The sequence below is a fragment of the Phyllobacterium sp. genome, assembly GCF_037994405.1.
GTDB lineage: Bacteria > Pseudomonadota > Alphaproteobacteria > Rhizobiales > Rhizobiaceae > Phyllobacterium.
Window position 1 is genome coordinate 1 of record NZ_JBBNAN010000528.1, and the last position, 26929, is coordinate 26929.

The 26929-nt window shown below is 58.0% G+C and carries 26 protein-coding genes; 18 read left to right on the forward strand and 8 right to left on the reverse strand.

The features are described 5' to 3' along the window. The 5 genes from AAAC48_RS28975 to AAAC48_RS28995 all read right to left on the reverse strand — a co-directional run. Positions 1 to 345 (reverse strand): septation protein IspZ (locus AAAC48_RS28975; protein WP_340657560.1); only part of this gene is annotated, 345 nt, incomplete at its 3' end. Next, a complete protein-coding gene (ftsY, locus tag AAAC48_RS28980; protein ID WP_340657490.1) occupies positions 345 to 1889 on the reverse strand; it encodes a signal recognition particle-docking protein FtsY in 1545 nt (514 codons plus the stop codon). The genes ftsY and AAAC48_RS28975, both read right to left, overlap by 1 nt. A gap of 23 nt (positions 1890 to 1912) precedes the next feature. Continuing rightward, positions 1913 to 3196: a tRNA (N(6)-L-threonylcarbamoyladenosine(37)-C(2))-methylthiotransferase MtaB gene (gene mtaB / locus AAAC48_RS28985; RefSeq protein WP_340657491.1), complete on the reverse strand. Its 1284-nt coding sequence runs from the start codon at positions 3194 to 3196 to the stop codon at positions 1913 to 1915. Next, positions 3196 to 4086 carry a diaminopimelate epimerase gene (gene dapF, locus AAAC48_RS28990; protein WP_340657492.1) on the reverse strand — a complete coding sequence of 297 codons (891 nt, stop codon included), beginning with the start codon at positions 4084 to 4086 and terminating at the stop codon, positions 3196 to 3198. Before dapF ends, mtaB begins: the two co-directional genes overlap by 1 nt. A gap of 134 nt (positions 4087 to 4220) precedes the next feature. Further along, positions 4221 to 5033 (reverse strand): siderophore-interacting protein, encoded by an 813-nt coding sequence (locus tag AAAC48_RS28995; protein WP_340657493.1) that lies wholly within the window; start codon positions 5031 to 5033, stop codon positions 4221 to 4223. A gap of 333 nt (positions 5034 to 5366) precedes the next feature. Between AAAC48_RS28995 and AAAC48_RS29000 the strand changes: the two genes are divergently transcribed. The 12 genes from AAAC48_RS29000 (at position 5367) to lpdA (ending at position 18774) form a co-directional block, all read left to right on the forward strand. Further along, entirely contained in the window at positions 5367 to 5903 is a 537-nt protein-coding gene (locus AAAC48_RS29000; RefSeq protein WP_340657494.1) for an AprI/Inh family metalloprotease inhibitor, read from the forward strand. Positions 5904 to 5951: 48 nt separating this feature from the next. Next, entirely contained in the window at positions 5952 to 7145 is a 1194-nt protein-coding gene (gene zapE / locus AAAC48_RS29005; protein ID WP_340657495.1) for a cell division protein ZapE, read from the forward strand. Between the two features lie 302 nt (positions 7146 to 7447). After that, on the forward strand, positions 7448 to 8410 hold the full coding sequence (mdh, locus tag AAAC48_RS29010; protein WP_340657496.1) for a malate dehydrogenase: 963 nt from the start codon (positions 7448 to 7450) through the stop codon (positions 8408 to 8410). A gap of 71 nt (positions 8411 to 8481) precedes the next feature. Next, a complete protein-coding gene (gene sucC, locus AAAC48_RS29015; RefSeq protein ID WP_340657497.1) occupies positions 8482 to 9675 on the forward strand; it encodes an ADP-forming succinate--CoA ligase subunit beta in 1194 nt (397 codons plus the stop codon). 11 nt (positions 9676 to 9686) lie between these two features. Further along, positions 9687 to 10172, forward strand: a complete 486-nt coding sequence (locus AAAC48_RS29020; RefSeq protein ID WP_340657498.1) for a DUF1579 family protein — start codon at positions 9687 to 9689, stop codon at positions 10170 to 10172. Positions 10173 to 10184: 12 nt separating this feature from the next. Beyond that, on the forward strand, positions 10185 to 11099 hold the full coding sequence (gene sucD, locus AAAC48_RS29025) for a succinate--CoA ligase subunit alpha (RefSeq protein WP_340657499.1): 915 nt from the start codon (positions 10185 to 10187) through the stop codon (positions 11097 to 11099). A gap of 147 nt (positions 11100 to 11246) precedes the next feature. Further along, complete coding sequence (locus AAAC48_RS29030) at positions 11247 to 14270, forward strand: 2-oxoglutarate dehydrogenase E1 component (RefSeq protein WP_340657500.1); 3024 nt, start codon at positions 11247 to 11249, stop codon at positions 14268 to 14270. Between the two features lie 34 nt (positions 14271 to 14304). After that, positions 14305 to 15594: a 2-oxoglutarate dehydrogenase complex dihydrolipoyllysine-residue succinyltransferase gene (gene odhB, locus AAAC48_RS29035; RefSeq protein ID WP_340657501.1), complete on the forward strand. Its 1290-nt coding sequence runs from the start codon at positions 14305 to 14307 to the stop codon at positions 15592 to 15594. 122 nt (positions 15595 to 15716) lie between these two features. Further along, positions 15717 to 16154 carry a VOC family protein gene (locus AAAC48_RS29040; protein WP_340657502.1) on the forward strand — a complete coding sequence of 146 codons (438 nt, stop codon included), beginning with the start codon at positions 15717 to 15719 and terminating at the stop codon, positions 16152 to 16154. A 2-nt stretch (positions 16155 to 16156) separates the two neighbouring features. Continuing rightward, positions 16157 to 16795 carry a LysE family translocator gene (locus AAAC48_RS29045; RefSeq protein WP_340657503.1) on the forward strand — a complete coding sequence of 213 codons (639 nt, stop codon included), beginning with the start codon at positions 16157 to 16159 and terminating at the stop codon, positions 16793 to 16795. Between the two features lie 8 nt (positions 16796 to 16803). Further along, positions 16804 to 17334 carry a hypothetical protein gene (locus AAAC48_RS29050; protein ID WP_340657504.1) on the forward strand — a complete coding sequence of 177 codons (531 nt, stop codon included), beginning with the start codon at positions 16804 to 16806 and terminating at the stop codon, positions 17332 to 17334. Between the two features lie 33 nt (positions 17335 to 17367). After that, positions 17368 to 18774: a dihydrolipoyl dehydrogenase gene (lpdA, locus tag AAAC48_RS29055; protein WP_340657505.1), complete on the forward strand. Its 1407-nt coding sequence runs from the start codon at positions 17368 to 17370 to the stop codon at positions 18772 to 18774. A gap of 72 nt (positions 18775 to 18846) precedes the next feature. Here lpdA and AAAC48_RS29060 read toward each other — a convergent pair whose 3' ends face one another. The 3 genes from AAAC48_RS29060 to AAAC48_RS29070 form a co-directional block, all read right to left on the reverse strand. Continuing rightward, on the reverse strand, positions 18847 to 19188 hold the full coding sequence (locus tag AAAC48_RS29060) for a hypothetical protein (protein ID WP_340657506.1): 342 nt from the start codon (positions 19186 to 19188) through the stop codon (positions 18847 to 18849). Between the two features lie 151 nt (positions 19189 to 19339). Beyond that, a complete protein-coding gene (locus AAAC48_RS29065) occupies positions 19340 to 20407 on the reverse strand; it encodes a TraB/GumN family protein (protein WP_340657507.1) in 1068 nt (355 codons plus the stop codon). Between the two features lie 72 nt (positions 20408 to 20479). Then, a complete protein-coding gene (locus AAAC48_RS29070; protein WP_340657508.1) occupies positions 20480 to 21436 on the reverse strand; it encodes a tyrosine recombinase XerC in 957 nt (318 codons plus the stop codon). A 124-nt stretch (positions 21437 to 21560) separates the two neighbouring features. On the opposite strand from AAAC48_RS29070, the gene rimM reads away from it, so the two are divergent. From rimM to leuC, 6 genes are all read left to right on the forward strand, one after another. Beyond that, positions 21561 to 22142, forward strand: a complete 582-nt coding sequence (gene rimM / locus AAAC48_RS29075) for a ribosome maturation factor RimM (protein WP_340657509.1) — start codon at positions 21561 to 21563, stop codon at positions 22140 to 22142. Continuing rightward, entirely contained in the window at positions 22139 to 22849 is a 711-nt protein-coding gene (gene trmD, locus AAAC48_RS29080) for a tRNA (guanosine(37)-N1)-methyltransferase TrmD (protein WP_340657510.1), read from the forward strand. The genes rimM and trmD overlap by 4 nt, the downstream gene beginning before the upstream one ends. A 204-nt stretch (positions 22850 to 23053) precedes the next feature. Then, on the forward strand, positions 23054 to 23506 hold the full coding sequence (gene rplS / locus AAAC48_RS29085) for a 50S ribosomal protein L19 (RefSeq protein ID WP_340657511.1): 453 nt from the start codon (positions 23054 to 23056) through the stop codon (positions 23504 to 23506). A gap of 153 nt (positions 23507 to 23659) precedes the next feature. Further along, positions 23660 to 24454, forward strand: coding sequence for a basic amino acid ABC transporter substrate-binding protein (locus AAAC48_RS29090; protein ID WP_340657512.1), 795 nt, complete (start codon positions 23660 to 23662; stop codon positions 24452 to 24454). An 8-nt stretch (positions 24455 to 24462) separates the two neighbouring features. After that, entirely contained in the window at positions 24463 to 25287 is an 825-nt protein-coding gene (locus AAAC48_RS29095; RefSeq protein ID WP_340657513.1) for an amino acid ABC transporter permease, read from the forward strand. A gap of 144 nt (positions 25288 to 25431) precedes the next feature. Beyond that, positions 25432 to 26841 carry a 3-isopropylmalate dehydratase large subunit gene (gene leuC, locus AAAC48_RS29100; RefSeq protein ID WP_340657514.1) on the forward strand — a complete coding sequence of 470 codons (1410 nt, stop codon included), beginning with the start codon at positions 25432 to 25434 and terminating at the stop codon, positions 26839 to 26841. Positions 26842 to 26929 lie beyond the last annotated feature (88 nt).

The window sequence follows — 26929 nt, forward strand, 5'->3', positions numbered from 1 at the left end:
GGTCGGCTTCATCTTGATGAAGTTTTCATCGTGAAGCCACAGTGTCAACGAACCAAACACCAGGACAACAATTCCGGAAATCAGTGGCATGATGGGCAGGCTGCGGATCAAGATCCACGAAACGAGAAGCGCTAATACCGTTGCCGCCATGAAGAGTGCGGTCGCAATGAAAATCGGCCCGCCAATATTTGCCAGGACAGGAAAACGTTCAATCAGCCATTCGCCGCGCGCATTGGCGAAGAAGAAGACCATCAGTGGTCCCATCTCGATTGCCAATTTCAACAGCGGATTGACGTCCTTGTGTGCCGGATCCGACGGATCGCGTTCGAATACGGAATCTTCCATCATGCAACTCCAGCAATGGCTTTGGCAAAATCTCTGGCGGCGAAGGGTTCAAGATCATCGACCTGCTCGCCTACGCCAATGAAATAGACAGGCAGTTTGTGCTTGGCCGAGATGGCGACAAGAATGCCACCGCGTGCCGTGCCGTCAAGCTTGGTCATGACCAGACCATTGACGCCGGCGATGTTCTTGAAAATCTCGACCTGGTTCAGCGCATTCTGGCCGGTCGTCGCGTCGAGCGTTTGCAGCACGGTGTGCGGCGCTTCCGGATCGTTCTTCCCGAGCACGCGGACAATCTTCGCCAGTTCGTCCATCAGTTCCGCCCTGTTCTGCAGTCGGCCCGCAGTATCGATGATGAGTACGTCGCTGCCGGCTTCCTTGGCCTGTTTCCAGGCGTCGAAGGCGAGTCCTGCAGCATCGGCGCCGAGTTTGGAAGAGACAACCGGTGCACCGGTGCGCTTGCCCCAAATGTGCAACTGTTCGATGGCGGCAGCACGAAACGTGTCGCCTGCAGCGAGCATGACGTTCAAGCCGCCTGCCGTGAGTTTGGCTGCAAGTTTGCCGATTGTCGTGGTCTTGCCGGTGCCGTTAACGCCAACGACGAGAATCACGTGCGGTTTGTGCGAGAGATCAAGCTCCAGCGGCTTGGCTACCGGGCCCAGCACCTTCTCGATTTCCGAGGCCATGATAGTGCGGACTTCATCCGTGCTGATATCCTTGCCATAGCGAGTGGCACTCAAGCTATCGGTGATGCGGATGGCGGTTTCCATGCCGAGATCGGCCTGGATCAAGACATCTTCCAGGTCCTGCAATGTGTCTTCATCGAGCTTGCGCCGGGTAAAGATACCGCCGATGGAATCGCCCAGTTGCTGCGACGAGCGCGACAGGCCCTTGCGCAGGCGCTCAAACCACGAGAGCCGCTTTTCCGGCTCGGCAGGAAGTGGTTCGTCGGGTTTCTTTTCCTCGACGGTCTTGCTGACCGTTACCTTGGACGTTGATGGTTTCGGCGGAACGATCGCTGGTTCGGGAACGTCCGCGACTGGCGCTTCGGGAGCCGGGATCGGAGCAGGCTCGATCGCCGCTTCGCCCATCGGCGATGCAAGGATTTCAGCGGCCGACTCTGCGAGCCCTTCGTCGGCCGCTTCTGTTTCCGTGGCGGTTGTTTCGGCTGCTATTGGCGCTTCTACAATCTCAGTCGCGGGGCCAGTTTCGACCTCGATGACCTCCGGCTCCTCGGCGGGAGTCGCTTCGATCTGTGTCCACTCGACGATGACAGGTTCTACGTCCGGGAGAATCTCGGGCTCTGCGGGGGTAGGTTCGTCCGCGATAGATTCCGGTTCGGCGAACGCCGCGCGACTTTCAACCGGCTCGGCTTCCACGGCCGCAGTTTCCTCGGCGGCAGGCAGCGCTTCTTGTGCTGCCGTGTCCTCATAGATCTGCTCGACGGTTGTAGGTGCCTCCAGCGCGGTCAGTGATTCCTCTGTCGGAACCTCCTCGACCTCCTTCTTGCCGAAAGAAAATATCTTCTTGATAAAACCCAGAGCCATGAATGCTGCTTTGCTTGATTGCGTTATGCTGCGCGAAGGTCGGTGTCGGCGGCCAGCAGCTTGTCGCTGTCATGGCCAGTGATCGTGCGCTCGATGATATGGCCCGGCATCCCACCGTCAAGGCCGACGAGGGTGAAACCCTCGGTCCGGCCGATGCCTTCGCGTTCGACGAGAATCTTCTGACGAGTGCCAACCAGGCTGTGCAAATGGGCACGATAAGCCGCGTCACCCGCAGCCCGCAGCCGTGCGGCGCGGGATTTGACGACTTGACGGTTAACCTGCGGCATGCGCGCAGCAGGCGTTCCTTCACGCGGGCTGAACGGGAAAACGTGCAGGTGCGTCAGTCCGCACTCCTCGACGATCCGGATCGAATTTTCGAGCATCTCGTCCGTTTCGGTCGGAAAACCGGCGATAATATCAGCACCAAAGACGATGTCGGGACGGATCCGGCGGACGTTCTCACAAAATTCGATCGAGTTTTCGCGCAAATGACGGCGCTTCATGCGCTTCAGGATCATGTTGTCGCCCGATTGCAGCGACAGGTGCAGATGCGGCATCAGTCGCCTTTCATTTGCCAGCGCTTCCAGCAAATCCTCGTCGGCTTCGATCGAGTCGATGGAGGAAAGGCGCAGCCGCTGCAAATCCGGCACTTCCTTGAGAACGGTCTTCACCAGCTTTCCGAGGCGAAGATTCCCTGGCAGATCGGGACCATAGCTGGTCATGTCGACGCCGGTCAGCACCACTTCATTATAGCCGTTACCGAGCAGCCGCTTCACCTGTTCGACGACGCCTCCCATCGGGACCGACCGGGAGTTGCCGCGGCCATAGGGGATGATGCAAAAGGTGCAGCGATGGTCGCAGCCATTCTGCACCTGAACAAAAGCGCGGGCGCGTCCCTCGATGGCATCGACCAGGTGCGAGGCGGTCTCGCGCACTTCCATGATATCGTTGACGCGCACTTTCTCGAACTGGTTGACGCCGAAATCCGGCAGCATGCGGTAGGAATTGGATTTCAGCTTTTCCTCATTGCCAAGAACGAGATCGACTTCGTCCATCGCAGCAAATTCGCCTGCGCCGGTCTGGGCAGCGCAGCCGGTGACGATGATCCGTGCGTCGGGATTGTCACGGCGTGCCTTGCGGATTGCCTGCCGGGCCTGACGCACTGCTTCGCTGGTGACGGCACAGGTGTTGAAGATGATCGCGCCGTTTTCCAGCGCACCGAGGCCCGCTGCGTCGGCTTCGCGCTTCATCACCTCGGACTCGTAGGTGTTGAGCCGGCAGCCAAAAGTGATGACGTCAACAGCCATCAGGCGGCTCCCTGCGATGGCGTTTCGTCACGTTGCCAGGCACCGGTCTGCGGATCGAGTAAGCCTGAAAACTCCCACTCGGCAGGCCCGGTCATCATCACGTGATCGTCTTCAAGCCATTCGATCAAAAGCGGACCACCAGGAACGGTTACCGTCACAGTACGATCCGTACGTCCAGTACGAGCTGCCGAAACCGCGGCGGCACAGGCAGCCGAGCCGCAAGCGCGCGTGAGGCCGGCGCCACGTTCCCAGGTGCGCAAGGTGATGGCGTGACGGCTGGTCACATGCGCGATGGAGATATTGGCGCGTTCCGGAAAAATCGGATGGTTTTCGAGAAGCGGGCCGAACCGCTCCAGATCGTAGGTCCAGACATCCTGGTCGACCCAGAAGATCGCATGCGGATTGCCCATGCTGGCAACCGAGGGCGAATGCAGGACTGGCGCATCGATCGGTCCGATCTGCAGTTCTATCCTGCGCGTGTCGTGAAACGGTTCGGCCAGCGGAATGTCCTGCCAGTTGAAGCGCGGCATGCCCATGTCCACGGATATCTGCCCGTCCGGATGTTCATGTGCGATCAGAATTCCGGCGATGGTCTCGAAGGTGAATTCGCGCTTGCCTGTTTCGGAGCTCAGCGCCTGCACCACGCAGCGCATGCCATTGCCGCAAGCCTGCGCCTGGGTACCATCGGAATTGATGATCTCTATATAGGCCTCCGTGCCGCTGGTCTTTGGCGCGTGAATAGCCATGATCTGGTCGAACTTCGTCACGGGGTCGCGGTCGAGCGCAATGGCTGCTGCGGGCGTAATTCGATCCGCGCGCCCGCGCATGTCGGCAACGATGATTTCGTTGCCGAGCCCGTTCATCTTCGCAAATTGCGCGCGTGCTGCCATGCCTGTCGCTAGCCTGTGATTGCCGTTTTCTGTCGATAGAAGGCTTATATGGCGGAAAAGGGGAAGAAATGCCAGTGGCAGCCCGCATCAAAGCTGCGGGGGGCGGCGATACTGGCACTAGATCCAGCTGGCGATTAGTGCGGTTCGTGCGCGTCGGCGACACCGCGTAGCCAATAGCCCGCAGCCTTTACCCATTCTCCATCGATGCCGCGCTGCCCGACGAGATGGTCGCGTACTGCCTTTGAGATGCTGCTTTCGGCGGCGATGAAGGCGTAGCAGTCGCCTTCGGGCAGAGCAAGCTGCTCGATCCTGCGCAACAGAAGGTCATTATTTCCTGCTTCGGCGCCATTACGGTGCACCCAGATGATTTCTGATTGAGCATCGGTTCGGAGCGGCTGTTCTTCCTCCTTGCTGGCGACCTCGATGACGGCGACAGCACGTGCTGGCGCCGGCAATTCTTCCAGGCGGCGGCCGATCGCCGGCAAAGCGGTCTCGTCGCCGGCGAGCAGGTACCAGTCGAAAGCGTCAGGGATAATCATTGAACCGCGTGGCCCGCCAATGACGATTTTTTGACCAACTTCCGCCTGTGCCGCCCAGCTTGAAGCAGGGCCGTCGCCATGCAGAACGAAATCCACGTCGAGTGTAGTGGATGCCGCGTGAAAGGCGCGGGGCGTATAATCGCGCATTTCCGGGCGCGGCTTATCCGGCGGGAAAGCCAAACCATCTGGCCCGAGCACCGGCATGACCGCTTTGTGCCCTGCAGGCGGGAAAAAGATCTTGATGTGATCCGCGTAACCGGGGCTGCTAAAGCCAGCAAGCTGATCGCCTGCAAGGGTCACACGCAACATCAATGGAGTGATGTGTTTGACAGCCTGGACCTCGAGGAGACGCAGGCGGGTTTCATGACGGATTCTTTGGGGGGATTTATTTATGAGTGTCATAGTCATGAAATATCGCGCCATGCTGGCAAGTGCAATCGCCCTCACTACACATTTGCGTCATTGAGCTATCGCGGCAAGTATAAGACTTTGTTCACCTTGAAATGGTTGAATTGGTTAATGCCAATGATTCTCGCGATCGAAGGCAGGCGCTGGAGAAGTGTGGCGATATTGTCAATTCTGTCATTTTTTGACGGTCCCGATGGAGTAATTGACTCGAAATACGCGGGTTTTTCCCGGGTGCGGGTTGAAATTTCGCCACGATCGCCATTGTATCTTGGTTAAGAACGCCAAATGGAATCGCATTGCCGAGCAGGGATGCGCAGATGGAGAGTTGAGGTTATGGGGTCTTTCAAAGTCAATTTGCTCGCCGTTGCCGCTGCCGGCATGGTGATGGCGGGATGCCAGAGTTCGCGAATGGACCCCGCTTCGTCCGGACCAGCACCGCTTCAGCCTGCGCCGTCGGGCACTGTGAGCCAGAGCCAGTTGCCGCCACCCGGTGGCGCCAATCAGTTTCCGACTGCGCCAACAACGGGTAATGCGGCGCCGGCGACGCAGGGCAATACGCAGGTCGCATCATTGCCGCCGGCAAACGCACCGGATCTTACCGCGGGAAGCGTCGCTGGTGTCTGGAATGCGTCGATGGGCGGCCAGAGCTGCAAGATAGCAACGCCGCAGACGAAATTCGGTCAGGGTTATCGTGCAGGTCCGCTGCGCTGCCCGGGTGAACTTGCCAACCTGTCTTCCTGGGCGGTCAGCGGGAAGCAGCTCACGCTCTATGATGCGGCCGGCGGTACCGTTGCCCGGCTCTATTCATCCGGCCAATCGAGATTCGATGGTCAGACATCGGGTGGGCAGAATCTCAGCCTGTCACGCTAATAGATTATGGAGCGCGCCACAGGTTGTTGAGCGCGCCCGGAGACTGCGTTGTCGCACGATAATTTGAAAGTATTTCCCTCCGTGCGCGAGCGCTATGATGCGCTCGTGCAGGCGGGGGATATCGATGCGGACCCGGCACAACAGCATCTCGCCGACCGCTTTGACCGGCTGATCCACGAGCTGGCCACAACGCGGCTTGCAACCAAATCCAGTGCACTGGGCTGGCTGTTCAGCCGTCGTGCGCCGCGGCGTGAGATCATCAAGGGCCTATATATTTACGGCGAGGTGGGGCGCGGCAAGACAATGCTGATGGATATGTTCCACCAGCTCGTGCCGGCCAAGCGCAAGCGCCGGGCGCATTTTCTCGATTTCATGGCCGATGTGCACGAACGCATCAACGCCCATCGTCAGGCGTTGAAAAACGGCGACACCAAGCAGGACGATCCAATTCCGCCCGTCGCTGATGCCTTGGCCGAACAAGCCTGGGTGCTCTGTTTCGACGAATTCACTGTTACCGATATTGCCGATGCGATGATCCTGTCCCGGTTATTCCGGGCGCTTTTTGAGCGCGGCGTAGTGCTTGTCGCCACTTCCAACGTTCAGCCGGACAATCTCTATCGCGACGGTCTCAATCGCCAGCTTTTCCTTCCATTCGTCGATCTTCTGAAAAGCCACGTGGATGTCATCAACCTCGATGCCCGCACGGATTATCGGCTGGAGAAGCTGAACCGCTTACCCGTTTATCTCTCGCCACTGAATGGAGAGACTGACCGGCTTTTGGACAAGGCGTGGAATGCGGCGACAGGTGGTGCCACGGTCGCACAGGACAGCCTTAAGGTGAAAGGCCACACAGTTATTATCCCGCAAGCAGCGCCGCACACGGCGACTGCCCGGTTCACTTTTGCCGATCTGTGTTCAAAGCCGCTGGGTGCAGCCGACTATACGGCGATTATCCAGCACTACCGGACCATCTTCATCGACGGCGTGCCGGTTCTGGATCATCCCAGGCGCAACGAAGCCAAGCGGTTCATAATTCTGATCGACATTCTTTATGATCACCACATTCATGTCGTGATCTCGGCAGCGGCTTCGCCCGACAAGCTCTATGTGGCGAAATCTGGCCCCGAGGCCTTTGAGTTTGACCGGACGGCGTCACGCCTGTTTGAGATGCAGAGCGAGGAATATCTGGCAGGAGCCGATAGGCTTGAGCCAGCGACCGAAGCACGGTCTGCGGAGGTTTGAACCCAAATTCTGGCTATGGAACGACGTCACTTCTTTCATCAATTTGATATGTTGCATATGCTAGTAACAATACACTTTCGTATTGCCCAATCTTAAATTATTTGACGTTTACGTAAATACCATTAAATCTAAACGATTGAATTTATTGAGGTGAAAATTTTCGGTTGAGTTATTTTCCAAAGAGGAATATTCGAACGTCCCAACGCAAAGGCATGTGGTGACAGGTTTGCCGTCTGGCGGTCCGACTATCGAAATATGTTCTTTGGCGTCCGTCAAGACTTCAGATCAGGGAAGTAACCAGCATGGCACGTAACAAAATCGCCCTCATCGGTTCAGGCATGATCGGTGGAACGCTTGCACATTTGATCGGGCTCAAGGAGCTCGGTGATATCGTGCTTTTCGACATCGCAGAGGGCATACCGCAGGGCAAGGGACTGGATATTGCCCAGTCGTCGCCTGTTGACGATTTCGACGCGAAGCTCGTCGGCGCCAATGATTATTCGGCCATCGAGGGTGCGGACGTCGTCATCGTCACCGCCGGTGTACCGCGCAAGCCGGGCATGAGCCGCGACGATCTCCTCGGCATCAACCTCAAAGTCATGGAGCAGGTTGGCGCGGGCATCAAGAAATATGCTCCCGGCGCTTTCGTCATCTGCATCACCAATCCGCTCGATGCGATGGTCTGGGCACTGCAGAAATTCTCCGGCCTGCCGAAGAACATGGTTGTCGGTATGGCCGGCGTTCTCGACAGTGCCCGCTTCCGTTACTTCCTTGCAGACGAATTCAAGGTTTCCGTTGAAGATGTCACTGCCTTCGTCCTTGGCGGTCATGGTGACTCGATGGTACCGCTCACCCGCTACTCGACTGTTGCCGGTATCCCCCTGCCGGATCTGATCAAGATGGGCTGGACCAGCCAGGAAAAGCTGGACCAGATCGTTCAGCGCACTCGTGATGGCGGCGCCGAGATCGTCGGCTTGCTGAAGACCGGCTCCGCCTTCTACGCGCCGGCATCGTCTGGGGTCCAGATGGCTGAAGCCTTCCTGAAGGACAAGAAGCGCGTTCTGCCCGTTGCTGCACACCTGTCGGGCCAGTATGGCGTCAAGGACATGTATGTCGGCGTGCCAGTCGTCATTGGCGCAGGCGGTGTCGAACGCATCATCGAAATCGATCTCAACAAAACCGAAGAGAAGGCCTTCGAAAACTCTGTCGCTTCCGTTGCTGGTCTTTGCGAGGCCTGCATCGCCATCGCGCCGAACCTCAAGTAACTCGGCCTGAAATCATCCTGAAACGATCCTGCGCTTGTGCGCGCCGGATTCTTCGTAAAGGGAATTAGATAATGAACATTCATGAATATCAGGCCAAGCGTCTGCTGCACTCGTTTGGTGCGCCGATCGCCAATGGCGTTGCCGTATACTCTGTCGAACAGGCGGAAGAATGGGCGAAGACGCTGCCAGGCCCGCTTTATGTGGTGAAGAGCCAGATTCATGCAGGCGGTCGCGGCAAGGGCAAGTTCAAGGAACTCGGTCCAGATGCAAAGGGCGGTGTACGCCTTTCGCGGTCGGTCGAGGAAGTTGTTGCCAACGCCAGGGAAATGCTCGGCAACACACTTGTCACCAAGCAGACCGGCCCGGCTGGCAAGCAGGTCAACCGCCTCTACATAGAAGACGGCGCTGACATCGAACGCGAGCTTTATCTGTCGATCCTCGTTGACCGTTCGGTTGGTCGTCCGGCTTTCGTAGTTTCCACTGAAGGCGGCATGGACATCGAAGCGGTTGCCCACGACACGCCGGAAAAGATCATTACCGTTGCGATCGATCCCGAAAAGGGGGTGACTGCAGAAGATGCGGCGAAGATCAACGATGCCTATGGCCTGACGGGTGAAGCGCGGACGGACGGCGAAGCGCTGTTTCCGATCCTCTACAAGGCTTTCACCGAGAAGGACATGAGCCTCCTCGAGGTCAATCCGCTGATCGTCATGAAAGACGGCCGTCTGCGCGTCCTCGACGCCAAGGTTTCCTTCGATGGAAATGCGCTCTTCCGTCATCCGGACGTGGTCGAATTGCGCGACACGACCGAAGAAGACGAAAAAGAGATCGAGGCATCGAAGTTTGACCTCGCCTATGTCGCCCTCGACGGCAATATCGGCTGCATGGTCAATGGTGCTGGTCTTGCCATGGCAACGATGGACATCATCAAGCTCTATGGTGCAGAGCCTGCAAACTTCCTCGATGTTGGCGGCGGCGCCAGCAAGGAGAAAGTCACGGCTGCGTTCAAGATCATCACTGCCGATCCGGCCGTAGAGGGCATCCTGATCAACATTTTTGGCGGCATCATGAAGTGCGATGTCATCGCCGAGGGCGTGATTGCAGCGGTCAAGGAAGTCGGCCTCAAGGTTCCCCTGGTCGTGCGTCTCGAAGGCACCAACGCGGAACTCGGCAAGAAGATCATCAACGAAAGCGGCCTTAATGTCGTTTCTGCAGATGATCTCGATGATGCTGCGCAGAAGATCGTCAAGGCCGTGAAAGGCTAAGAGCTGAGCTGATGTTGACGCCATCACCCCTTCGACCGGAGCATCAACGCCTGTCAGCCTTCATCGGCACATTTGAAGGCGATGAACGCGTTGCGGCCACACCCTGGACAAGCGCCGGGGTGGCGAAGGGATATCTTTCCGCGACAAGTGATCTTGGCGGACTGTTTGTGAACCAGACTTACCGCCAAGTTCGTGATGGCAAGACGTCGTTCGAAGCCCGCAACATTTTCGGCTTCGACGTCAGCGATGGCAGTTACAAGCTCTACCAGTTCGACATTGTCGGCTTTGTCCCGTCGTCTCCGGCATCGGGAACATGGTCGGGTAATGAACTCATATTGCAGAAATCGTCACCGCGCGGGCGTGCCCGCTCGGTCTATCAATTCGAAGATCAAGACCGGTTCCAGTTGCGCGTGGATTTTGCGCCAATCGGGAGCGATATCTGGCAGGACGTTGTCAGCGGTGTCTACCGCCGCACTTCGGCCGTCGATCACCAATAGAAAAGGTCTCGTATGTCTATTCTCGTCAACAAAGACACCAAGGTCCTCGTTCAGGGCCTGACCGGCAAGACCGGTACTTTTCACACCGAACAGGCTCTGGCCTATTACGGCACCAAGATGGTCGGCGGCATTCATCCGAAAAAGGGTGGTGAGACCTGGGAGGGCAATCTGCCGAACGGTTCGAGCGCGCAGCTGCCGATTTTCGCCTCCGTTGCGGAAGGCAAGGATCGCACCGGCGCCAACGCCTCGGCGATCTACGTGCCGCCGGCAGGTGCAGCAGAAGCCATCATAGAGGCGATCGATGCGGAAATTCCGTTGATCATCTGCATCACCGAAGGCATCCCCGTCATGGACATGGTGCGGGTAAAGGCCCGTCTTGATCGTTCAGCGTCGCGCCTGATCGGACCGAACTGCCCGGGCGTGCTGACGCCGGAAGAATGCAAGATCGGCATCATGCCGGGAAACATCTTCAAGAAGGGCTCGGTGGGTGTTGTATCCCGCTCCGGGACACTTACCTATGAAGCAGTGTTCCAGACGACGAATGAAGGCCTCGGCCAGACCACCGCTGTCGGTATCGGCGGCGATCCTGTGAAGGGTACGGAATTCATCGACGTCCTGGAAATGTTCCTTGCCGACGAAGCGACGAAATCGATCATCATGATCGGTGAAATCGGTGGCTCGGCCGAAGAAGACGCAGCGCAGTTCCTTGCTGACGAAGCAAAGCGTGGCCGCAAGAAGCCGATGGCCGGTTTCATCGCCGGACGCACGGCTCCTCCCGGACGCACGATGGGCCATGCCGGTGCCGTCATCTCCGGCGGCAAGGGCGGCGCGGAAGACAAGATCGCAGCCATGGAAGCCGCGGGCATCCGTGTGTCGCCATCGCCGGCGCAGCTCGGCAAGACATTGGTCGAAGTCCTCAAGGGCTGAGATCAGGATAGCAAGACTGGATCGGGGCGGTTGCCGCCCCGACCGATCCACGGGGCCATGTGGGCCTCAACCCGGAGTGTCTCCGGTTCATCATGGACCGGCGAACTCTAACCAAGGGAGACGGAGCGCGAGGCTCCGGTCACGAATATGGCACGTCAAGAACAGGCCAACGACATTTTTGCGCTCACTTCGTTCCTCTATGGTGGCAACGCCCACTATATCGAGGAACTGCACGCGCAGTACGAGAAGGATCCGGCATCGGTTGGTGCCGAGTGGCAGGAATTCTTTGCCAATCTCAACGACGCCAAGGATGATGTCCTAAAGAACGCCAAGGGCGCGTCCTGGGAAAAGCCGAATTGGCCGATTGCCGGCAATGGCGAGCTTGTCTCGGCGCTCGACGGCAACTGGGGCGAAGTCGAAAAGCATATCACCGACAAGCTGAAGGCCAGGGCTGCGAATGGCTCCGCCGCAACCAATGGCGTTGTCGCACCCTTGGCACCCGCGCCGTCATCCGACTCGGACATCATTCATGCCGCGCGTGATTCCGTACGCGCAATCATGATGATCCGCGCCTATCGCATGCGCGGCCACCTGCATGCCAAGCTCGATCCGCTCGGACTTGCCGAGGTCAAGGAAGACTATAACGAGCTGTCACCCGAGAGTTATGGCTTCTCGCCGGCCGACTACGACCGCAGGATCTTCATCGACAATGTGCTGGGTCTCGAATACGCAACGATCCCGCAGATGCTCGACATCCTAAAGCGCACCTATTGCTCGACCATCGGCGTCGAGTTCATGCACATTTCTGATCCGGTGGAAAAATCTTGGATTCAGGAACGCATCGAAGGTCCGGACAAGGGCGTTGCTTTCACGGCGGAAGGCAAGAGGGCTATTCTGTCGAAGCTGATCGAGGCGGAAGGCTTCGAGCAGTTCATCGACGTCAAGTACAAGGGCACGAAGCGTTTCGGTCTCGATGGCGGCGAGTCGCTCATTCCCGCGCTCGAACAGATCGTCAAGCGTGGCGGTTCCATGGGCCTGAAGGAAATCGTTCTCGGCATGGCGCATCGCGGCCGCCTCAACGTGCTCAGCCAGTTCATGCGCAAGCCGCACCGCGCGATTTTCCATGAGTTCAAGGGCGGCTCCTACGCACCGGACGATGTCGAAGGCTCCGGCGACGTGAAGTACCACCTTGGTGCCTCGTCTGATCGCGAATTCGACGGCAACAAGGTCCACCTCTCGCTGACGGCCAACCCTTCGCACCTTGAGATCGTCAACCCGGTTGTCATGGGCAAGGCCCGCGCCAAGCAGGATATCCTCGCCGGCCGTGAACGCGATGAAATCGTGCCGCTGTCGGAGCGTTCTAAGGTGATGCCACTGCTGTTGCATGGCGATGCAGCCTTCGCGGGCCAAGGCGTCGTTGCAGAATGTCTGGGCCTTTCCGGTCTGCGCGGTCACCGCGTCGCCGGCACCGTGCATTTCATCATCAACAACCAGATCGGCTTCACCACGAATCCGCGTTTCTCGCGCTCTTCGCCCTATCCGTCCGATGTTGCCAAGATGATCGAAGCGCCGATCTTCCACGTCAATGGCGACGACCCGGAAGCTGTGGTCTATGTGGCGAAGATCGCCACCGAATACCGCATGACGTTCCATAAGCCAGTCGTCATCGACATGTTCTGCTATCGCCGGTTCGGCCATAATGAGGGCGACGAGCCCGCATTCACCCAACCGATTATGTACAAGACGATCCGGAGCCAGAAGACGACGGTTCAGCTCTATTCTACCAAGCTCATCGAGGAAGGTCTCGTCACCGAAGCCGATGTCGATAAGATGCGGGCCGCATGGCGCGAAACCCTCGAACAGGAGTTCGAATCAGGTCAGGCGTACAAGCCCAACAAGGCTGACTGGCTCGACGGTGCCTGGAGCGGCTTGCGCACGGCAGACAATGCCGATGAGCAGCGCCGCGGCAAGACCGGGCTGCCGGTAAAGACACTTAAGGAAATGGGCAAGAAGCTTGCCGAAGTCCCGGCCGGCCTCAACGTGCACCGGACGATCCAGCGTTTCCAGGACAACCGCGCCAAGATGATCGAGACCGGCGAAGGTTTCGATTGGGCGACGGCGGAAGCCCTGGCCTTTGGCTCACTGGTTACCGAGGGTCATCCGGTCCGCCTTTCCGGTCAAGATGTCGAGCGCGGCACCTTCAGCCAGCGTCACTCGGTGCTTTATGATCAGGACACCGAACAGCGCTATATCCCCCTCAACAACCTGCAAAAGGGCCAGGCGCTCTACGAAGTCATTAACTCGATGCTTTCGGAAGAAGCAGTGCTCGGTTTCGAGTATGGCTATTCGCTTTCTGATCCGCGTGCCTTGACCTTGTGGGAAGCGCAGTTCGGCGATTTCGCCAATGGTGCGCAGGTCATCTTCGACCAGTTCATCTCTTCAGGCGAGCGCAAGTGGCTGCGCATGTCGGGTCTCGTCTGCCTGCTGCCGCATGGCTACGAAGGTCAGGGACCGGAACATTCATCGGCACGTCTTGAGCGTTATCTGCAGCTTTGTGCGGAAGACAATATGCAGGTGGCGAACTGCACGACGCCTGCCAATTACTTCCATATCCTGCGCCGCCAGATGAAGCGTGACTTCCGCAAACCGCTTATCTTGATGACGCCGAAATCATTGCTACGCCACAAGCGTGCTGTATCGTCGGTCGGCGACTTCACGGGCGATTCCTCGTTCCATCGCCTGCTGTGGGACGATGCGCAGCTCCTGAAGGATCAGCCGATCAAGCTGCAGAAGGATTCGAAGATCCGCCGCGTGGTCCTGTGTTCGGGCAAGGTCTATTACGACCTCTACGAAGAGCGCGAGAAGCGAGGCATCGACGATGTCTACCTCCTGCGCGTCGAGCAGCTCTATCCGTTCCCGGCAAAGGCCCTGATCACCGAGCTTTCCCGCTTCCGCAATGCGGAAATGGTCTGGTGTCAGGAAGAACCCAAGAATATGGGTGCCTGGGCCTTCATCGACCCCTACCTGGAGTGGGTCTTGGCGCATATCGATGCCAAGCATCAGCGCGTCCGTTATACCGGGCGTCCTGCCGCGGCTTCGACCGCGACGGGCCTGATGTCCAAACACCTTGCACAGCTCGAAGCATTACTTGAAGATGCTCTGGGTTCTTAATTAAACAGTAGAATATCAACGGAAGAGCGAAAAAATGGCAACCGAAATCCGCGTCCCAACGCTGGGCGAATCCGTTTCCGAAGCGACCATTGGCAAATGGTTCAAGAAGGTTGGCGACGCGATTGCCGTTGACGAGCCTTTGGTAGAACTCGAGACCGACAAGGTGACGATCGAGGTTCCGGCAGCCGCTGCCGGGTCTCTTGCTGAAATTGCCGCCAAGGAAGGCGACACGGTCGAAGTTGGCGCCTTGCTCGGCATGATCGGTTCGGGCGATGGTGCAGGCGCCGCACCGGCGAAGAAGGAAGAGCCAAAGCCTGCGGCTGTTGCGCAGGCATCTGGCGCGGCCGCGGCAACCTCCACCGCCGAGGCGGCGGCAAAGACCGCTGAAGTTGCGGGTGAGCCTGCGATCGCTGAGCGCAAGCCAAGTGAAATGCCCGCGTCTCCGGCAGCATCCAAGCTTTTGGCTGAAAAAGGCGTTTCGGCCTCGCAGGTCGAAGGTTCCGGCAAGCGCGGTCAGGTTCTGAAGGGCGATGTGCTCGATGCCGTTGCCAAAGGCATCTCCGTTCAGCCGACGGCGGAAGCGCCGAAAGCGGTCGCGCGTCCGGCTTCACCTGCCGACGATGCAGGGCGCGAAGAGCGTGTCAAGATGACCCGCCTGCGCCAGACCATTGCCAGGCGCCTCAAGGATGCACAGAACACGGCCGCCATGCTGACCACCTATAATGAGGTGGACATGTCAGCGGTTATGGACCTGCGCAATCGTTACAAGGATATTTTCGAGAAGAAGCATGGCGTCAAGCTTGGCTTCATGGGCTTCTTCACCAAGGCCGTAACGCATGCCCTGAAGGAAATTCCGGCGGTCAACGCGGAAATCGACGGTACCGACATCATCTACAAGAACTTTGCCCATGTCGGCGTTGCCGTTGGCACGGACAAGGGCCTTGTCGTGCCAGTCGTCCGCAATGCCGACCAGATGTCGATCGCCGAGATCGAAAAGGAAATCGGCCGCCTCGGAAAGGCGGCACGCGATGGCGCTTTGTCGATGGCGGACATGCAGGGTGGTACCTTCACCATCTCAAATGGCGGTGTCTATGGTTCGCTGATGTCCTCGCCGATCCTCAATGCGCCGCAATCCGGTATTCTTGGCATGCACAAGATCCAGGATCGCCCGGTTGTCGTCGGTGGACAGATCGTCATTCGTCCGATGATGTATCTCGCGCTGAGCTACGACCACCGCATCGTCGATGGCAAGGAAGCGGTGACCTTCCTCGTCCGTGTCAAGGAAAGCCTGGAAGATCCGGAACGCCTGGTTCTCGATCTCTGATACTCTACCAGGAGGGGCGACGTTTCACGTTGCCCCTGTGGTGCATCGGAATGAATTCGCTTAATCTTGTTGGCCGGGCGTGGTTTCTCGAAACCGCGGCATAGGATGAAAGGCAAAGCAAAGTGGCTGATGTACCGAATTTCCCGCCAATCGAGCCTCATATCTGTGTCAAGGGCGCCCTTGAAGCCATCGCTTTCTACGAGAAGGCTTTCGGTGCCAAAAACACCTTCAAGCAAATGACAGAAGACGGAAAGCGCGTCATGCATGCCAATCTATCGCTGTTTGGCGGCACTATCATGATGCATGACGAGTTTCCGGAATATGGCAGCGATGTTCTTTCGCCAGCAAGTCTTGGCGGAGCGAGCGTCGCTATCAATATCAATTTGTCAAAGGCTGCGGATGTCGACGCGGCAGTTGACCGCGCCGTCAAGGCTGGCGCAATGCCGATCATGCCCGTCGAGGATACTTTCTGGAACGCTCGTTATGGTCGTGTGAAGGACCCGTTCGGTCATGTCTGGGCATTCAACGCACCGCTCGGTAGAACGGCGGCCGGAGCATAATCATGTCGCATTATCTCTACGAACTTCTTGGCCTCATGGCGGTTTTCTCGATCATGATCGTCTCGCCTGGAGCCGATTTTGCGCTCGTGGTCCGGCAAAGCGTTGTGCACGGACGGCGCAGCGCCATCATCACCAGTTTCGGAATCGGCGCATCGCTATTGTTCCATATCAGCTACACCGTTCTGGGTCTGGGATTGATCGTGTCGAAGTCGCTCTACCTTTTCAGCATGCTGAAATGGGCCGGTGCCGCTTATCTGTTCTATCTCGGGGTAAGGGCGCTGCGCGCACCAGCGCCGGAGGCGCCGGCCAATATTGTTGCCGATCAGGCGACAAAGCAGCTTTCTGCTCTGCGCTGCTTCCTCATGGGCTTCGTCACGAACGCCCTGAACCCGAAGGCCGTTTTGTTCTTTCTCTCGCTGTTTTCGGCGCTGGTGAGCCACGAGACTCCCATCCTCATCCAGGCTGGCTACGGCGTGGTCATGTCGACTGCGCTGATTTCGTGGTTTGTCGCCGTGTCAATATTCTTCACCATGCAATCCGTGCGCGACCGCTTCGTTGCCTGGGGGCGCTGGTTCAACCGCGTAACCGGCTTTGTGTTCATCGGGCTTGGCATCAAGCTTGCTACCAGCCAGGCGAGCTAGAGCATTTGATGGTTGCTGGCGCTCGTTCTCATCCGGCAAGCCTCGCCACTGCCCTCGTGGCCATGGCTACCATGCTTGCAACGCCGGCTTTTGCGGCGTGCACGCAAGACCGTGCCATCTACACCGACAGGGATGATGCCTACACACTGACATTCAGGAGCGTTCCGGAAGATCAGCCCGTGATGACGTCAAATGAGTTCACGATCCAGATGAACGACAGCGATCTGAAACTCGATGGTGTGGTCATGTGGAATGAGGGTGTGGCCCGTCCGAACGGCATTATCATGTACAAATGTCCGACCGGTGACGTCACGGGCGAGGAATTGCTGGCCTGCACGGTCTGGCAAGGCGTCATCTATGCGTTGACCGAAGGCGCCGATGCCGACCTTCTGCCAAAGGCGAAGGAACCGGCAGCGCAGGCATTGCTGCTGCCGGATTTTTCCAGCTCGATGAGCGGCTTCAACTTCAAACTCGAAAAACCCATCGAGACTTTCCCATGGGAAGTCTTCCGTTTCAAAGAATGCGTTCCCGAACAGTAATTCGCGTGAGCTCGCAAAAAGAAGGAATCAATCATGGCATATGATGTGGTGATCATCGGAACAGGTCCTGGCGGCTATGTGTGCGCGATCAAGGCCGCGCAGCTCGGGCTGAAGACCGCGGTGATCGAGAAGCGCGCGACATTTGGTGGGACCTGCCTCAATATTGGCTGCATTCCGTCAAAGGCGATGCTGCACGCTTCGGAAGTGTTCCATGAGGCCGGCCATTCCCATGCCACGCTCGGTGTTGATGTCGGTACACCCAAACTCAACCTGAAAGCGATGCTGGCTCACAAGGACGCGACGGTCGAAGCCAACGTCAATGGCGTTGCCTTCCTGTTCAAGAAGAACAAGATCGATGCATTTATGGGGACTGGCAAGGTTATAGGTGCAGGCAAGGTTTCCGTGACTGCCGCAGATGGCTCGGTCGAGGAAATTGAGACGAAGAATATCGTCATCGCCACCGGTTCCGACGTTGCCGGCATTCCTGGCGTCAATGTCGAGTTCGATGAGAAGGTTATCGTGTCTTCGACCGGGGCACTGGAACTCGAGAAGGTGCCGGAACATCTTGTCGTTGTCGGTGGCGGCGTCATCGGGCTTGAACTTGGTTCGGTCTGGAGCCGGCTCGGTTCGAAGGTGACGGTCGTTGAATATCTTGACAAGATTCTTGGACCAATGGACGGCGAAGTTTCCAGGCAGTTCCAGCGCATGCTGGAAAAGCAGGGCATCGAGTTCAAGATGGGTGCCAAGGTCACCGGCGTTGAAAAGTCCGGCAAAGGCGTCAAGGTTACGTTCGAACCGGTCAAGGGTGGTGATGCCCAGACGATCGACACCGACGTCGTGCTCGTATCTACGGGCCGCAAGCCCTACACAGACGGCCTTGGCCTGAAGGAAGCTGGAATTGCGGTGGACGATCGCGGCCGTGTGGCCATTAATGATCATTGGCAGACCAATGTCCCCGGCATTTACGCCATCGGCGATGTCGTGGATGGAGCGATGCTGGCACACAAGGCCGAGGATGAAGGCATTGCTGTTGCAGAAATCCTTGCAGGGCAGGTAGGGCACGTGAATTATGATGCGATCCCGAGCGTAGTTTACACACAGCCGGAAGTGGCTTCTGTTGGCAAGACCGAGGAAGAGCTGAAGACCGAAGGGATCGAATACAAAGCCGGGAAATTCCCGTTCACGGCCAATGGCCGCGCCCGTGCCATGTTGCACACGGACGGCTTCGTCAAGATCCTGGCTGACAAGGCGAGTGATCGCGTGCTTGGCGTACATATCCTTGGCTATGGCGCAGGCGAAATGATCCATGAGGCAACGGTGCTGATGGAATTCGGCGGTTCCTCAGAAGATCTGGCTCGCACCACGCACGCGCACCCGACAATGTCGGAAGCCGTGCGCGAAGCGGCACTCGCTACTTTTGCCAAACCGATTCACATGTAACAGGACTGCAAACACATATGAAAAAAGGCCCGAGTTTTCGGGCCTTTCTTATTTCGACTCGCGTCTCACTCGTTACTGTGCCGGAGCCGGGGCCGTAGGAGCCGGTGTTGTCGATGGGGCAGGAGCAGGCTCAGCCGGGGCTGGAGCTGTTGGCGCCGGAGCCATCGCGGCAGGCGGCTCAGCGGGGGCAGGCGCAGCCGGAGCAGGGGCCTGACTTGTCGGTGCTGGCGGCGTCGGAGCACTCATTTCGTTACCGGTGCTGTTGAGATAGTAATAGCCGCCGATAACCAGGGCCGCGATCAGGATGCCCGCAATAAGAAAACCGCTCGCACCGCCGGATTTTGCGACCGTGGTTTTAGGGTTCAATGGATCGGTTTCCATCGGGCGCCCTTGCAGGTTTGGATCATAGGTCATTTCGTGTCCTCCATGACTTCCTTTGCACAAGGATGCATGAATAACGGACAGTTCGCCGTTAAGTTCCAGAATATCCAGCAATTGCATAGGTATCGTCGGAAAACCGAGGTCTATTTAGGCACAGCTTAAGGATAAATACTTGCTCAAACAGTCATTGAACCGTGATTGTATAACCCTTGTTTTTCAACAATGAAACGAGACCTTGCTCTCCAGGAAGATGCAAGGCACCGACCGCAATAAACGCATTGCCCTTGTCGACAATCGGGGCTGCCCGCTCTGCCATGGTCCGATTGCGGGTGTTGACCATTTTCTCTTCAAACTCGGCGTAATTCCTGCCGCTTGCGGTGCCGTCGGGGGAAACCGAGCGCATCAGCGGGAAGATCATTCCGATGTCACCCTTCGTATACAGGACAGTCATGGTTTCGAAGACATCGGGCAGCTCCGGCCCCAGCGTCAGCGTTTCTATCAGGCCATCAATGTGGAACTGTGTCGGCAATGAAGCCATGGCGCCGAGCTGATCCTTGATGGTTTCAAGACCAGCGATCTCCTTGCCATGGCTCTTCGCCTCTTCGGCCAGCTTGATATCGAGGAAGTTTGCGCCCTCCTTTTTGCGGGCGAATTCGCAGGCCGGCATGGCGAGCATGCTGGTCAACATCCATGGTTGCATGCGGTTGACCGCCGCGAGCGAGATGCCGCGTTCGGAAAGCGCATTCTTGACGGTTTCAAGCTTGTCCCTGGGGATGAGCTTGTCGAGCGTCTGGCCATTGGTGAGCATCATCAGGTCGGGCGTCTCCGCCATCACCTTTATCGGTGCCTTCGGGTCGAGCACTTCGTCCGTCTCGATGACAACCGTGTCGGCGCCCTCATAGGCGGTTTCTGCAGCATCGGAAAGCTTGAGGACGCGAGGATCGGTCAAATGCATCGTGCCAAAGAGGAAGGAAGGCTTCACGCCGGGTTTTTCGATCTTCCAGAGGAGACCCTTGCCGTTCACTGTTGCTGCGGCCTCCTTGTGCAGAGCATCGAGCTTCGCCGGATCGCTCTTCGCCATCTCGGCGATCAGATCGTGGCCGCCGCATGCAATGTCATCGGCTCGAACGCGCGTTGCGCTGACAGCGACAACAAGAAACGAGGCCAGCAGCAGCCAGCTCAGCGCCAGGCAAAGTTTGAGAAGCTCATCGGCAATGCGGTCGAGTGATGGAAAGGTATCTTTGTCGTTCATGCCTTAAGCTCTATCCATGTGCCTGCGGAGAAAGCGTTAATCTCTGCCCGCAAATTGTCCCTAGTATGAAATTCAGGCGCGGGGATGTGCCTTGTCGTAGATTTCCATCAATCGCTCGGTATCGACGCCGGTATAGACCTGGGTCGTCGACAGGCTGGCGTGACCGAGCAGTTCCTGGATCGTGCGCAGGTCGCCGCCGCGCCCCAGCAGATGCGTGGCGAAAGAATGGCGCAGCGCATGCGGTGTTGCCGTATCGGGCAGACCAAGCGCGCCGCGCATCTTCTGCATGTCGCGCTGGATGATGGCCGAATGCAGCTCGCCGCCGCGCGCGCCGCGAAACAGCGGCTTGCCCTCATCGAGCGCGTAGGGGCAAAGCTTGCGATATTCGGCGACAGCACGATGCACGATGGGCAGAAGCGGCACCATGCGGGTCTTTCCGCCTTTGCCGGCAATGGGAATGGAGCGGGCATCCGGATCGGTCAGTGCCCCGCCATCGAGCCCAAGTGCTTCCGATATGCGCAGCCCGCAACCGTAGAGCAGTGTCAGGACAGCGGCATTGCGCGCGGCGATCCAGGGTTCCTCATTGAGCTGTTCGCCCGTTTCGACCACGCGGCGCGCATCCACCATGGTCAGCGGCTTCGGCAGCGATTTTGGCTGGCGCGGTGCGCGCATGGCGATCGAGGCGGCCGCATTGGCCATGCCCTGTTTCTCCAGATAGCGCAGGAACGAGCGTATGCCGGCAAGCCCGCGGCCAAGCGTTCGTGCGCCGGCGCCATCATTGCGGCGCCGTGCCAGGAACGAACGCAGATCAGCAATGCGCAGTGTCGCCACGTCCTTCAATGCCGGCGGCTCACCCAGATGGCCGGTGAGGAACTGGAAGAACTGGCGGGTGTCACGTTCATAGGCTTCCAGCGTGTTTACAGCCAGCCGCCGCGTATTCTTCAGCGATTTCAGCCAGCTTTCACGCGCATCGATCAGGTCGGCTTTGGCAGAAACCAGAAATTGTTCGGTTTGCGGTTGGACGCCCATGGCTCGCTCCTTGGTCATTATCGCCCGGACATTGGCATGTCAGTCGTTACAGAGTCGTTTCGTCCTTGGATTTGCCCCGGCTTTGCTCTAATTCGGGCTGAATGAACAAGATGGAAGAAGCCCCATGGCAAAGTTGAATGATCCGGTGCAGTTGGCGGTGATCGGTGCGGCACACGGAACGCGCGGCGAACTCAGGGTGAAAACCTTCACCGGCGATCCCATGGCGCTGGGCGACTACGGCATACTGTATGATGCAACCGGCAGGCCCTTCGAAGTTCTGGACATCCGTCCTGCCAAGACCGTTGTCGTCGTGCGCTTTCGCGGCGTGAATGACCGCAACATGGCCGAGGCGCTCAATGGCACGACCCTGTTCATCGACCGCTCGCAATTGCCGCAGGATCTGGAAGAGGACGAATATTACCACTCTGACCTCATCGGCCTTGAGGCCATCGATGCGGAAGGCAAAAGGCACGGCAAGGTATCGGCCATGTTCGATTTCGGCGGTGGCGACCTCATCGAACTCACCATTCCCGGCAGGCGCCCCATGTTGATCCCGTTCACACAGGCGGCCGTGCCGCATGTGGATGTGAAAGCGGGCCATATCGTCATCGATCCTGCGGCTGCTGGTCTTGTTCCCGACGAGAATGAGGACGAGGAACGCCGCCGTCAGCTCGGCGGCGAGGGCGGCGGGAAAAACCGGTCATGACATTGGGTGATAGCGGCTTTCGCGCCACTGTACTGACGCTCTATCCGGAGATGTTTCCAGGGCCGCTAGGCGTGTCGCTCGCCGGAAAGGCACTGCGGGATGGCGCATGGTCGCTGGAAACTGTGCAGATCCGCGATTTTGCTACGGACAAGCACCGCATGGTCGATGATACGCCTGCCGGCGGCGGGGCTGGCATGGTGATGAAGCCGGATGTTCTGGCACGCGCCGTCGACCATGTGGCCGACGGGCGGCCAAAACTGTACATGAGCCCGCGTGGCAAGCCGCTAAGCCAGGCGCGCGTACGCGAGCTTGCTGCCGGTCCTGGCGCAATCCTGCTCTGCGGTCGTTTCGAAGGCGTGGATGAGCGGTTGATCGAGGCCCGGGATTTCGAGGAAGTTTCGATCGGCGACTATATTCTCTCCGGCGGCGAAACCGCGGCGATTGTCGTTCTCGACGCCATTGTCCGGTTGTTGCCCGGTGTTATGGGAAATGCCATGTCCGGCGAGACCGAGAGCTTTGAAACGGGCTTGCTGGAACATCCGCACTATACCAGACCGCAGGAATGGGAAGGCCGCCGCATTCCGGATGTGCTTTTGTCAGGCAATCACGGTGCGATCGATCAATGGCGGCGAGCGGAAGCAGAGCGGCTGACGCGGGAACGACGGCCAGATCTTTGGGCGACCCATAAAGCGCCCCCAAGAAAATAGCCAAGCAAAAAGAATCGCCTTCAGAGGTGACAAACCGGGTTTTATGGTGTATCAGCCCGCCAACTCGGGAAAACCCGGTCCATTAATCAAGGAATGGTGAATTCGCTCCTGCCTCCTCAGAGGCATAGAAATGCGGCCAAAGTTGCTGCGTGCCAAGTGTCGAGCGCTCTGACTGTTCGAGAAGACAAGAAAAGGATGAAGACGATGACCGTCGATATTATTCGTCAGCTCGATCTCGAGCAGAGAGCAAAGATCGAAGCAAAGCGCACGCTTCCAGATTTCCGCCCGGGCGACACGGTTCGTGTCAATGTCCGCGTGACGGAAGGTACCCGTACCCGCGTTCAGGCCTATGAAGGCGTTTGCATTGCCCGTAACGGCGCTGGCATCAACGAGAACTTTACGGTTCGCAAGATTTCCTACGGCGAAGGCGTCGAGCGCGTATTCCCGGTCATTTCTCCGCTGGTTGAAGGTGTTGAAGTCGTTCGTCGCGGCAAGGTTCGTCGTGCGAAGCTCTATTACCTGCGCGGCCTGACCGGTAAGGCAGCCCGTATTGCCGAGAAGAAAGACAACCGCAAGGGCAAGGCGACTGTTCCGGCTACCGGCGCAGCCGAAGTTGTAACGGAAGCAACTGTTGCCAAGGCACCTGCTGCTGAATAAGCACGGTTCGTATCAGTTCTGAAAAAGGCGGTCTTCGGGCCGCCTTTTTTGTTTGAGGCGTTTTCCCTCCCGCTTGTGAGGAGGTAAGGGGATTGACGCGCCGCTGACAAGGTGAAATCAGTTTCCGACGCAACCACGTGACAGGGGTTTGAGATGAACTTGCGATCCGTTCTTTTGGCGGGGCTTATGCTCGCCATGGCGCCATTTTCCGCATTGGCTGCCGACCTGCCCGATCTTGGCGGGAAGAAGGTCACCGTTGTGACGGAAAACGCCTATCCGCCCCTGCAATTCGTCGACCCGAAGACTGGCAAGCCCATTGGTTGGGAATACGATGCGATGAACGAGATCGCCAAGCGGTTGAACGTCAAGATCGAGTATCTGAACACGAGCTGGGATGCGATGATCCAGGCCGTTTCGGACAATCAGTATCAGATCGGCATGACCGGCATCACCATCAACGACGAGCGCAAGCAGAAGGTCGATTTTTCCGAACCCTATATGCGCTCGGAACAGTTCATGCTGGTGCGCAGCGACGAGAAGCGTTTCACCGATGCCAAAAGCTTTGCCGATACCAAGGATACACTTGTTGGCGCGCAACCGGGCACGACCAATTTCTACGTTGCCGTCTACAATGTGCTCGATGGCAATGAGCAGAACCCGCGCATCAAGCTGTTCGAAACCTTTGGCGCGACGATCCAGGCGCTGAAGACTGGCGATGTCGATCTCGTGCTCACCGACAGCACGGCCGGTAAAGGCTATGTCGACGCATCGGGTGGTGCCTTGAAGCTGATTGGCGGACCGCTTGGCGCTGAAGATTTCGGTTTCATCTTCCCGAAGGGCTCGGACCTTGTCGCTCCAGTCAACGCCGCCATCGCGGCACTGAAGGCGGACGGAACTTTCGAAGCCCTCAACAAGAAGTGGTTCCTCGACTACAAGCTCGGCCAGTAAGCTGAACAGTGTCCGATAACACTCAGAGCAGGGGACCCTCCGCGAAGAAGGATTTCCCGTGGTGGCTGCTGGTTGCTGCGGCGATTGCCATTGCGCTCGGCATCGCCATCCTCGTCAGTCCGATCTACGGACAGGTCTTTTCCACGGTATCGCAAGGCATCTGGATTACGGTCTGGGTATCGCTACTGGCGTTTTTCCTTGCCTCGGCGCTCGGCCTGTTTCTGGCGGTAATGAGCTTGTCGGACCATATTGCCGTGAGGCAGATAGCGCGATTTTATGTCGAGATCATGCGGGGCATTCCGCTGTTGGTGCTCCTGTTCTACATCGCCTTCGTCGGGGCCCCGGCAGTTGTCGCGCTGTGGAATTTCATCACTCAGCCATTGCAGAGCGCGGGCATCGTCGAGCCGCTGCTGGTCCGGGATTTTTCGTTGCTCTGGCGCGCCATCATCGCGCTGATGCTCGCTTATGCCGCCTTCCTTGCCGAGATTTTCCGTGCCGGCATCCAGGCCGTGGACAAGGGCCAGATCGAAGCGTCGAAGGCGTTGGGGCTCAAACGTTTTCAACGTTTCCGCCTTATCGTCATGCCGCAAGCTATCCGCACCATCCTTCCCCCCTATGGCAATGACTTCATTTCGATGGTGAAGGATTCCTCGCTTGTCTCGGTCCTTGGCGTGGTCGACGTGACGCAAATGGGCAAGGTATATGCGTCCGGTTCTTTCCGCTTCTTCGAAACCTATTCCGTTGTCGCCTATGTCTACCTGATCCTGACAATCAGCCTGTCGCTCGGCTTGCGTTGGGTCGAAAGGCGCCTGGGCCAGAATGCAGGGCACTGATAGCAATCATCTGAGAAGGCTTAAAGAGCGGCGCATTGTCGCCGGAATATTACTTTTCGCGCTTGTTTCTTGACGTAAGTGGACACCGAGTGCATATGTCCACGAAATAATCGAAAAGCACAAAACAGTGCCGAGGATATCGCTATGACTGTGCCACGTACACTTTATGACAAGATATGGGATGACCATCTGGTCGATCAGCAGGATGACGGCACTTGCCTCCTCTATATTGATCGCCATCTTGTGCATGAAGTGACCAGCCCGCAGGCTTTCGAAGGCTTGCGCGTAGCGGGCCGCAAGGTCCGCCATCCGGAAAAGACACTTGCTGTCGTCGATCACAACGTGCCGACGTCGCCGGACCGGGTCAACGGCATCAAGAACGAGGAAAGCCGCATCCAGGTCGAGGCGCTTGCCAAAAACGCTGCGGATTTCGGCGTCGAATATTATTCCGAGAAGGACATCCGTCAGGGCATCGTTCACATCATCGGACCAGAACAGGGTTTCACCCTGCCGGGCATGACCATTGTCTGCGGTGACAGCCATACCTCCACCCACGGCGCTTTCGGTGCGCTGGCGCACGGTATCGGCACGTCGGAAGTCGAGCACGTTCTCGCTACCCAGACGCTGATCCAGTCGAAGGCCAAGAACATGCTGGTGCGTGTGGATGGCGTGCTGCCGGCCGGCGTGACGGCCAAGGACATCATCCTTGCCATTATCGGCGAGATCGGTACGGCAGGCGGTACCGGCTATGTCATCGAATATGCGGGCGAAGCCATTCGCGCGCTGTCGATGGAAGGTCGTATGACGATCTGCAACATGTCGATCGAAGGCGGTGCTCGCGCTGGCTTGATCGCGCCCGACGAAACGACATTTGCCTATGTCAAAGGCAAGCCGCGCGCGCCGAAGGGCGAAGCTTTCGATCAGGCCGTTGAGTACTGGAAGACGCTGAAGAGCGATGAGGGCGCGCATTTCGACAAGGTTGTCGTGCTGAACGCCGCCGATCTGCCGCCCATCGTTTCCTGGGGTTCTTCGCCGGAGGATGTAATCGCGGTGACCGGCGCCGTTCCTAACCCGGACGACATTGCCGACGAGACCAAGCGCTCATCGAAGTGGCGGGCGCTCGACTATATGGGCTTGAAGCCCGGCACCCCGATCACCGATATCAAGCTTGACCGCGTCTTCATTGGTTCCTGCACCAATGGCCGTATTGAGGACCTGCGCGAAGTCGCAAAGGTTGTCGAAGGCCGCAAGGTCAGCGAAACCGTCGATGCGATGATCGTTCCAGGCTCCGGCCTCGTCAAGGAACAGGCGGAATCCGAAGGCCTCGACAAGATTTTCAAGGCAGCTGGTTTTGACTGGCGTGAGCCGGGCTGCTCCATGTGCCTTGCCATGAATGATGATCGCCTGAAGCCGGGCGAACGCTGCGCTTCGACCTCGAACCGCAATTTCGAAGGGCGCCAGGGCTTCAAAGGACGCACGCACCTCGTATCGCCTGCCATGGCTGCAGCTGCAGCGATTGCCGGCCACTTCGTCGATATTCGCGAATGGAAGTAATCGGCTGAGCGAGCCACTTCTTACCCTCCCCCTTGTGGGGAGGGACGGACCGGAGGTCCGAGGAGGGGCTTTTCTTGTTCGCCAAAGG

What these genes read in the sequence shown, in the direction of transcription:
- ftsY (WP_340657490.1), bottom strand. Translation starts at nt 1,889, where the DNA reads ATGGCTCTGGGTTTTATCAAGAAGATATTTTCTTTCGGCAAGAAGGAG.
- mtaB (WP_340657491.1), bottom strand. Translation starts at nt 3,196, where the DNA reads ATGGCTGTTGACGTCATCACTTTTGGCTGCCGGCTCAACACCTACGAG.
- dapF (WP_340657492.1), bottom strand. Translation starts at nt 4,086, where the DNA reads ATGGCAGCACGCGCGCAATTTGCGAAGATGAACGGGCTCGGCAACGAA.
- AAAC48_RS28995 (WP_340657493.1), bottom strand. Translation starts at nt 5,033, where the DNA reads ATGACTATGACACTCATAAATAAATCCCCCCAAAGAATCCGTCATGAA.
- AAAC48_RS29000 (WP_340657494.1), top strand. Translation starts at nt 5,367, where the DNA reads ATGGGGTCTTTCAAAGTCAATTTGCTCGCCGTTGCCGCTGCCGGCATG.
- mdh (WP_340657496.1), top strand. Translation starts at nt 7,448, where the DNA reads ATGGCACGTAACAAAATCGCCCTCATCGGTTCAGGCATGATCGGTGGA.
- sucC (WP_340657497.1), top strand. Translation starts at nt 8,482, where the DNA reads ATGAACATTCATGAATATCAGGCCAAGCGTCTGCTGCACTCGTTTGGT.
- AAAC48_RS29020 (WP_340657498.1), top strand. Translation starts at nt 9,687, where the DNA reads ATGTTGACGCCATCACCCCTTCGACCGGAGCATCAACGCCTGTCAGCC.
- sucD (WP_340657499.1), top strand. Translation starts at nt 10,185, where the DNA reads ATGTCTATTCTCGTCAACAAAGACACCAAGGTCCTCGTTCAGGGCCTG.
- AAAC48_RS29030 (WP_340657500.1), top strand. Translation starts at nt 11,247, where the DNA reads ATGGCACGTCAAGAACAGGCCAACGACATTTTTGCGCTCACTTCGTTC.
- odhB (WP_340657501.1), top strand. Translation starts at nt 14,305, where the DNA reads ATGGCAACCGAAATCCGCGTCCCAACGCTGGGCGAATCCGTTTCCGAA.
- AAAC48_RS29045 (WP_340657503.1), top strand. Translation starts at nt 16,157, where the DNA reads ATGTCGCATTATCTCTACGAACTTCTTGGCCTCATGGCGGTTTTCTCG.
- AAAC48_RS29050 (WP_340657504.1), top strand. Translation starts at nt 16,804, where the DNA reads ATGGTTGCTGGCGCTCGTTCTCATCCGGCAAGCCTCGCCACTGCCCTC.
- lpdA (WP_340657505.1), top strand. Translation starts at nt 17,368, where the DNA reads ATGGCATATGATGTGGTGATCATCGGAACAGGTCCTGGCGGCTATGTG.
- AAAC48_RS29060 (WP_340657506.1), bottom strand. Translation starts at nt 19,188, where the DNA reads ATGACCTATGATCCAAACCTGCAAGGGCGCCCGATGGAAACCGATCCA.
- AAAC48_RS29065 (WP_340657507.1), bottom strand. Translation starts at nt 20,407, where the DNA reads ATGAACGACAAAGATACCTTTCCATCACTCGACCGCATTGCCGATGAG.
- AAAC48_RS29070 (WP_340657508.1), bottom strand. Translation starts at nt 21,436, where the DNA reads ATGGGCGTCCAACCGCAAACCGAACAATTTCTGGTTTCTGCCAAAGCC.
- rimM (WP_340657509.1), top strand. Translation starts at nt 21,561, where the DNA reads ATGGCAAAGTTGAATGATCCGGTGCAGTTGGCGGTGATCGGTGCGGCA.
- trmD (WP_340657510.1), top strand. Translation starts at nt 22,139, where the DNA reads ATGACATTGGGTGATAGCGGCTTTCGCGCCACTGTACTGACGCTCTAT.
- rplS (WP_340657511.1), top strand. Translation starts at nt 23,054, where the DNA reads ATGACCGTCGATATTATTCGTCAGCTCGATCTCGAGCAGAGAGCAAAG.
- AAAC48_RS29090 (WP_340657512.1), top strand. Translation starts at nt 23,660, where the DNA reads ATGAACTTGCGATCCGTTCTTTTGGCGGGGCTTATGCTCGCCATGGCG.
- leuC (WP_340657514.1), top strand. Translation starts at nt 25,432, where the DNA reads ATGACTGTGCCACGTACACTTTATGACAAGATATGGGATGACCATCTG.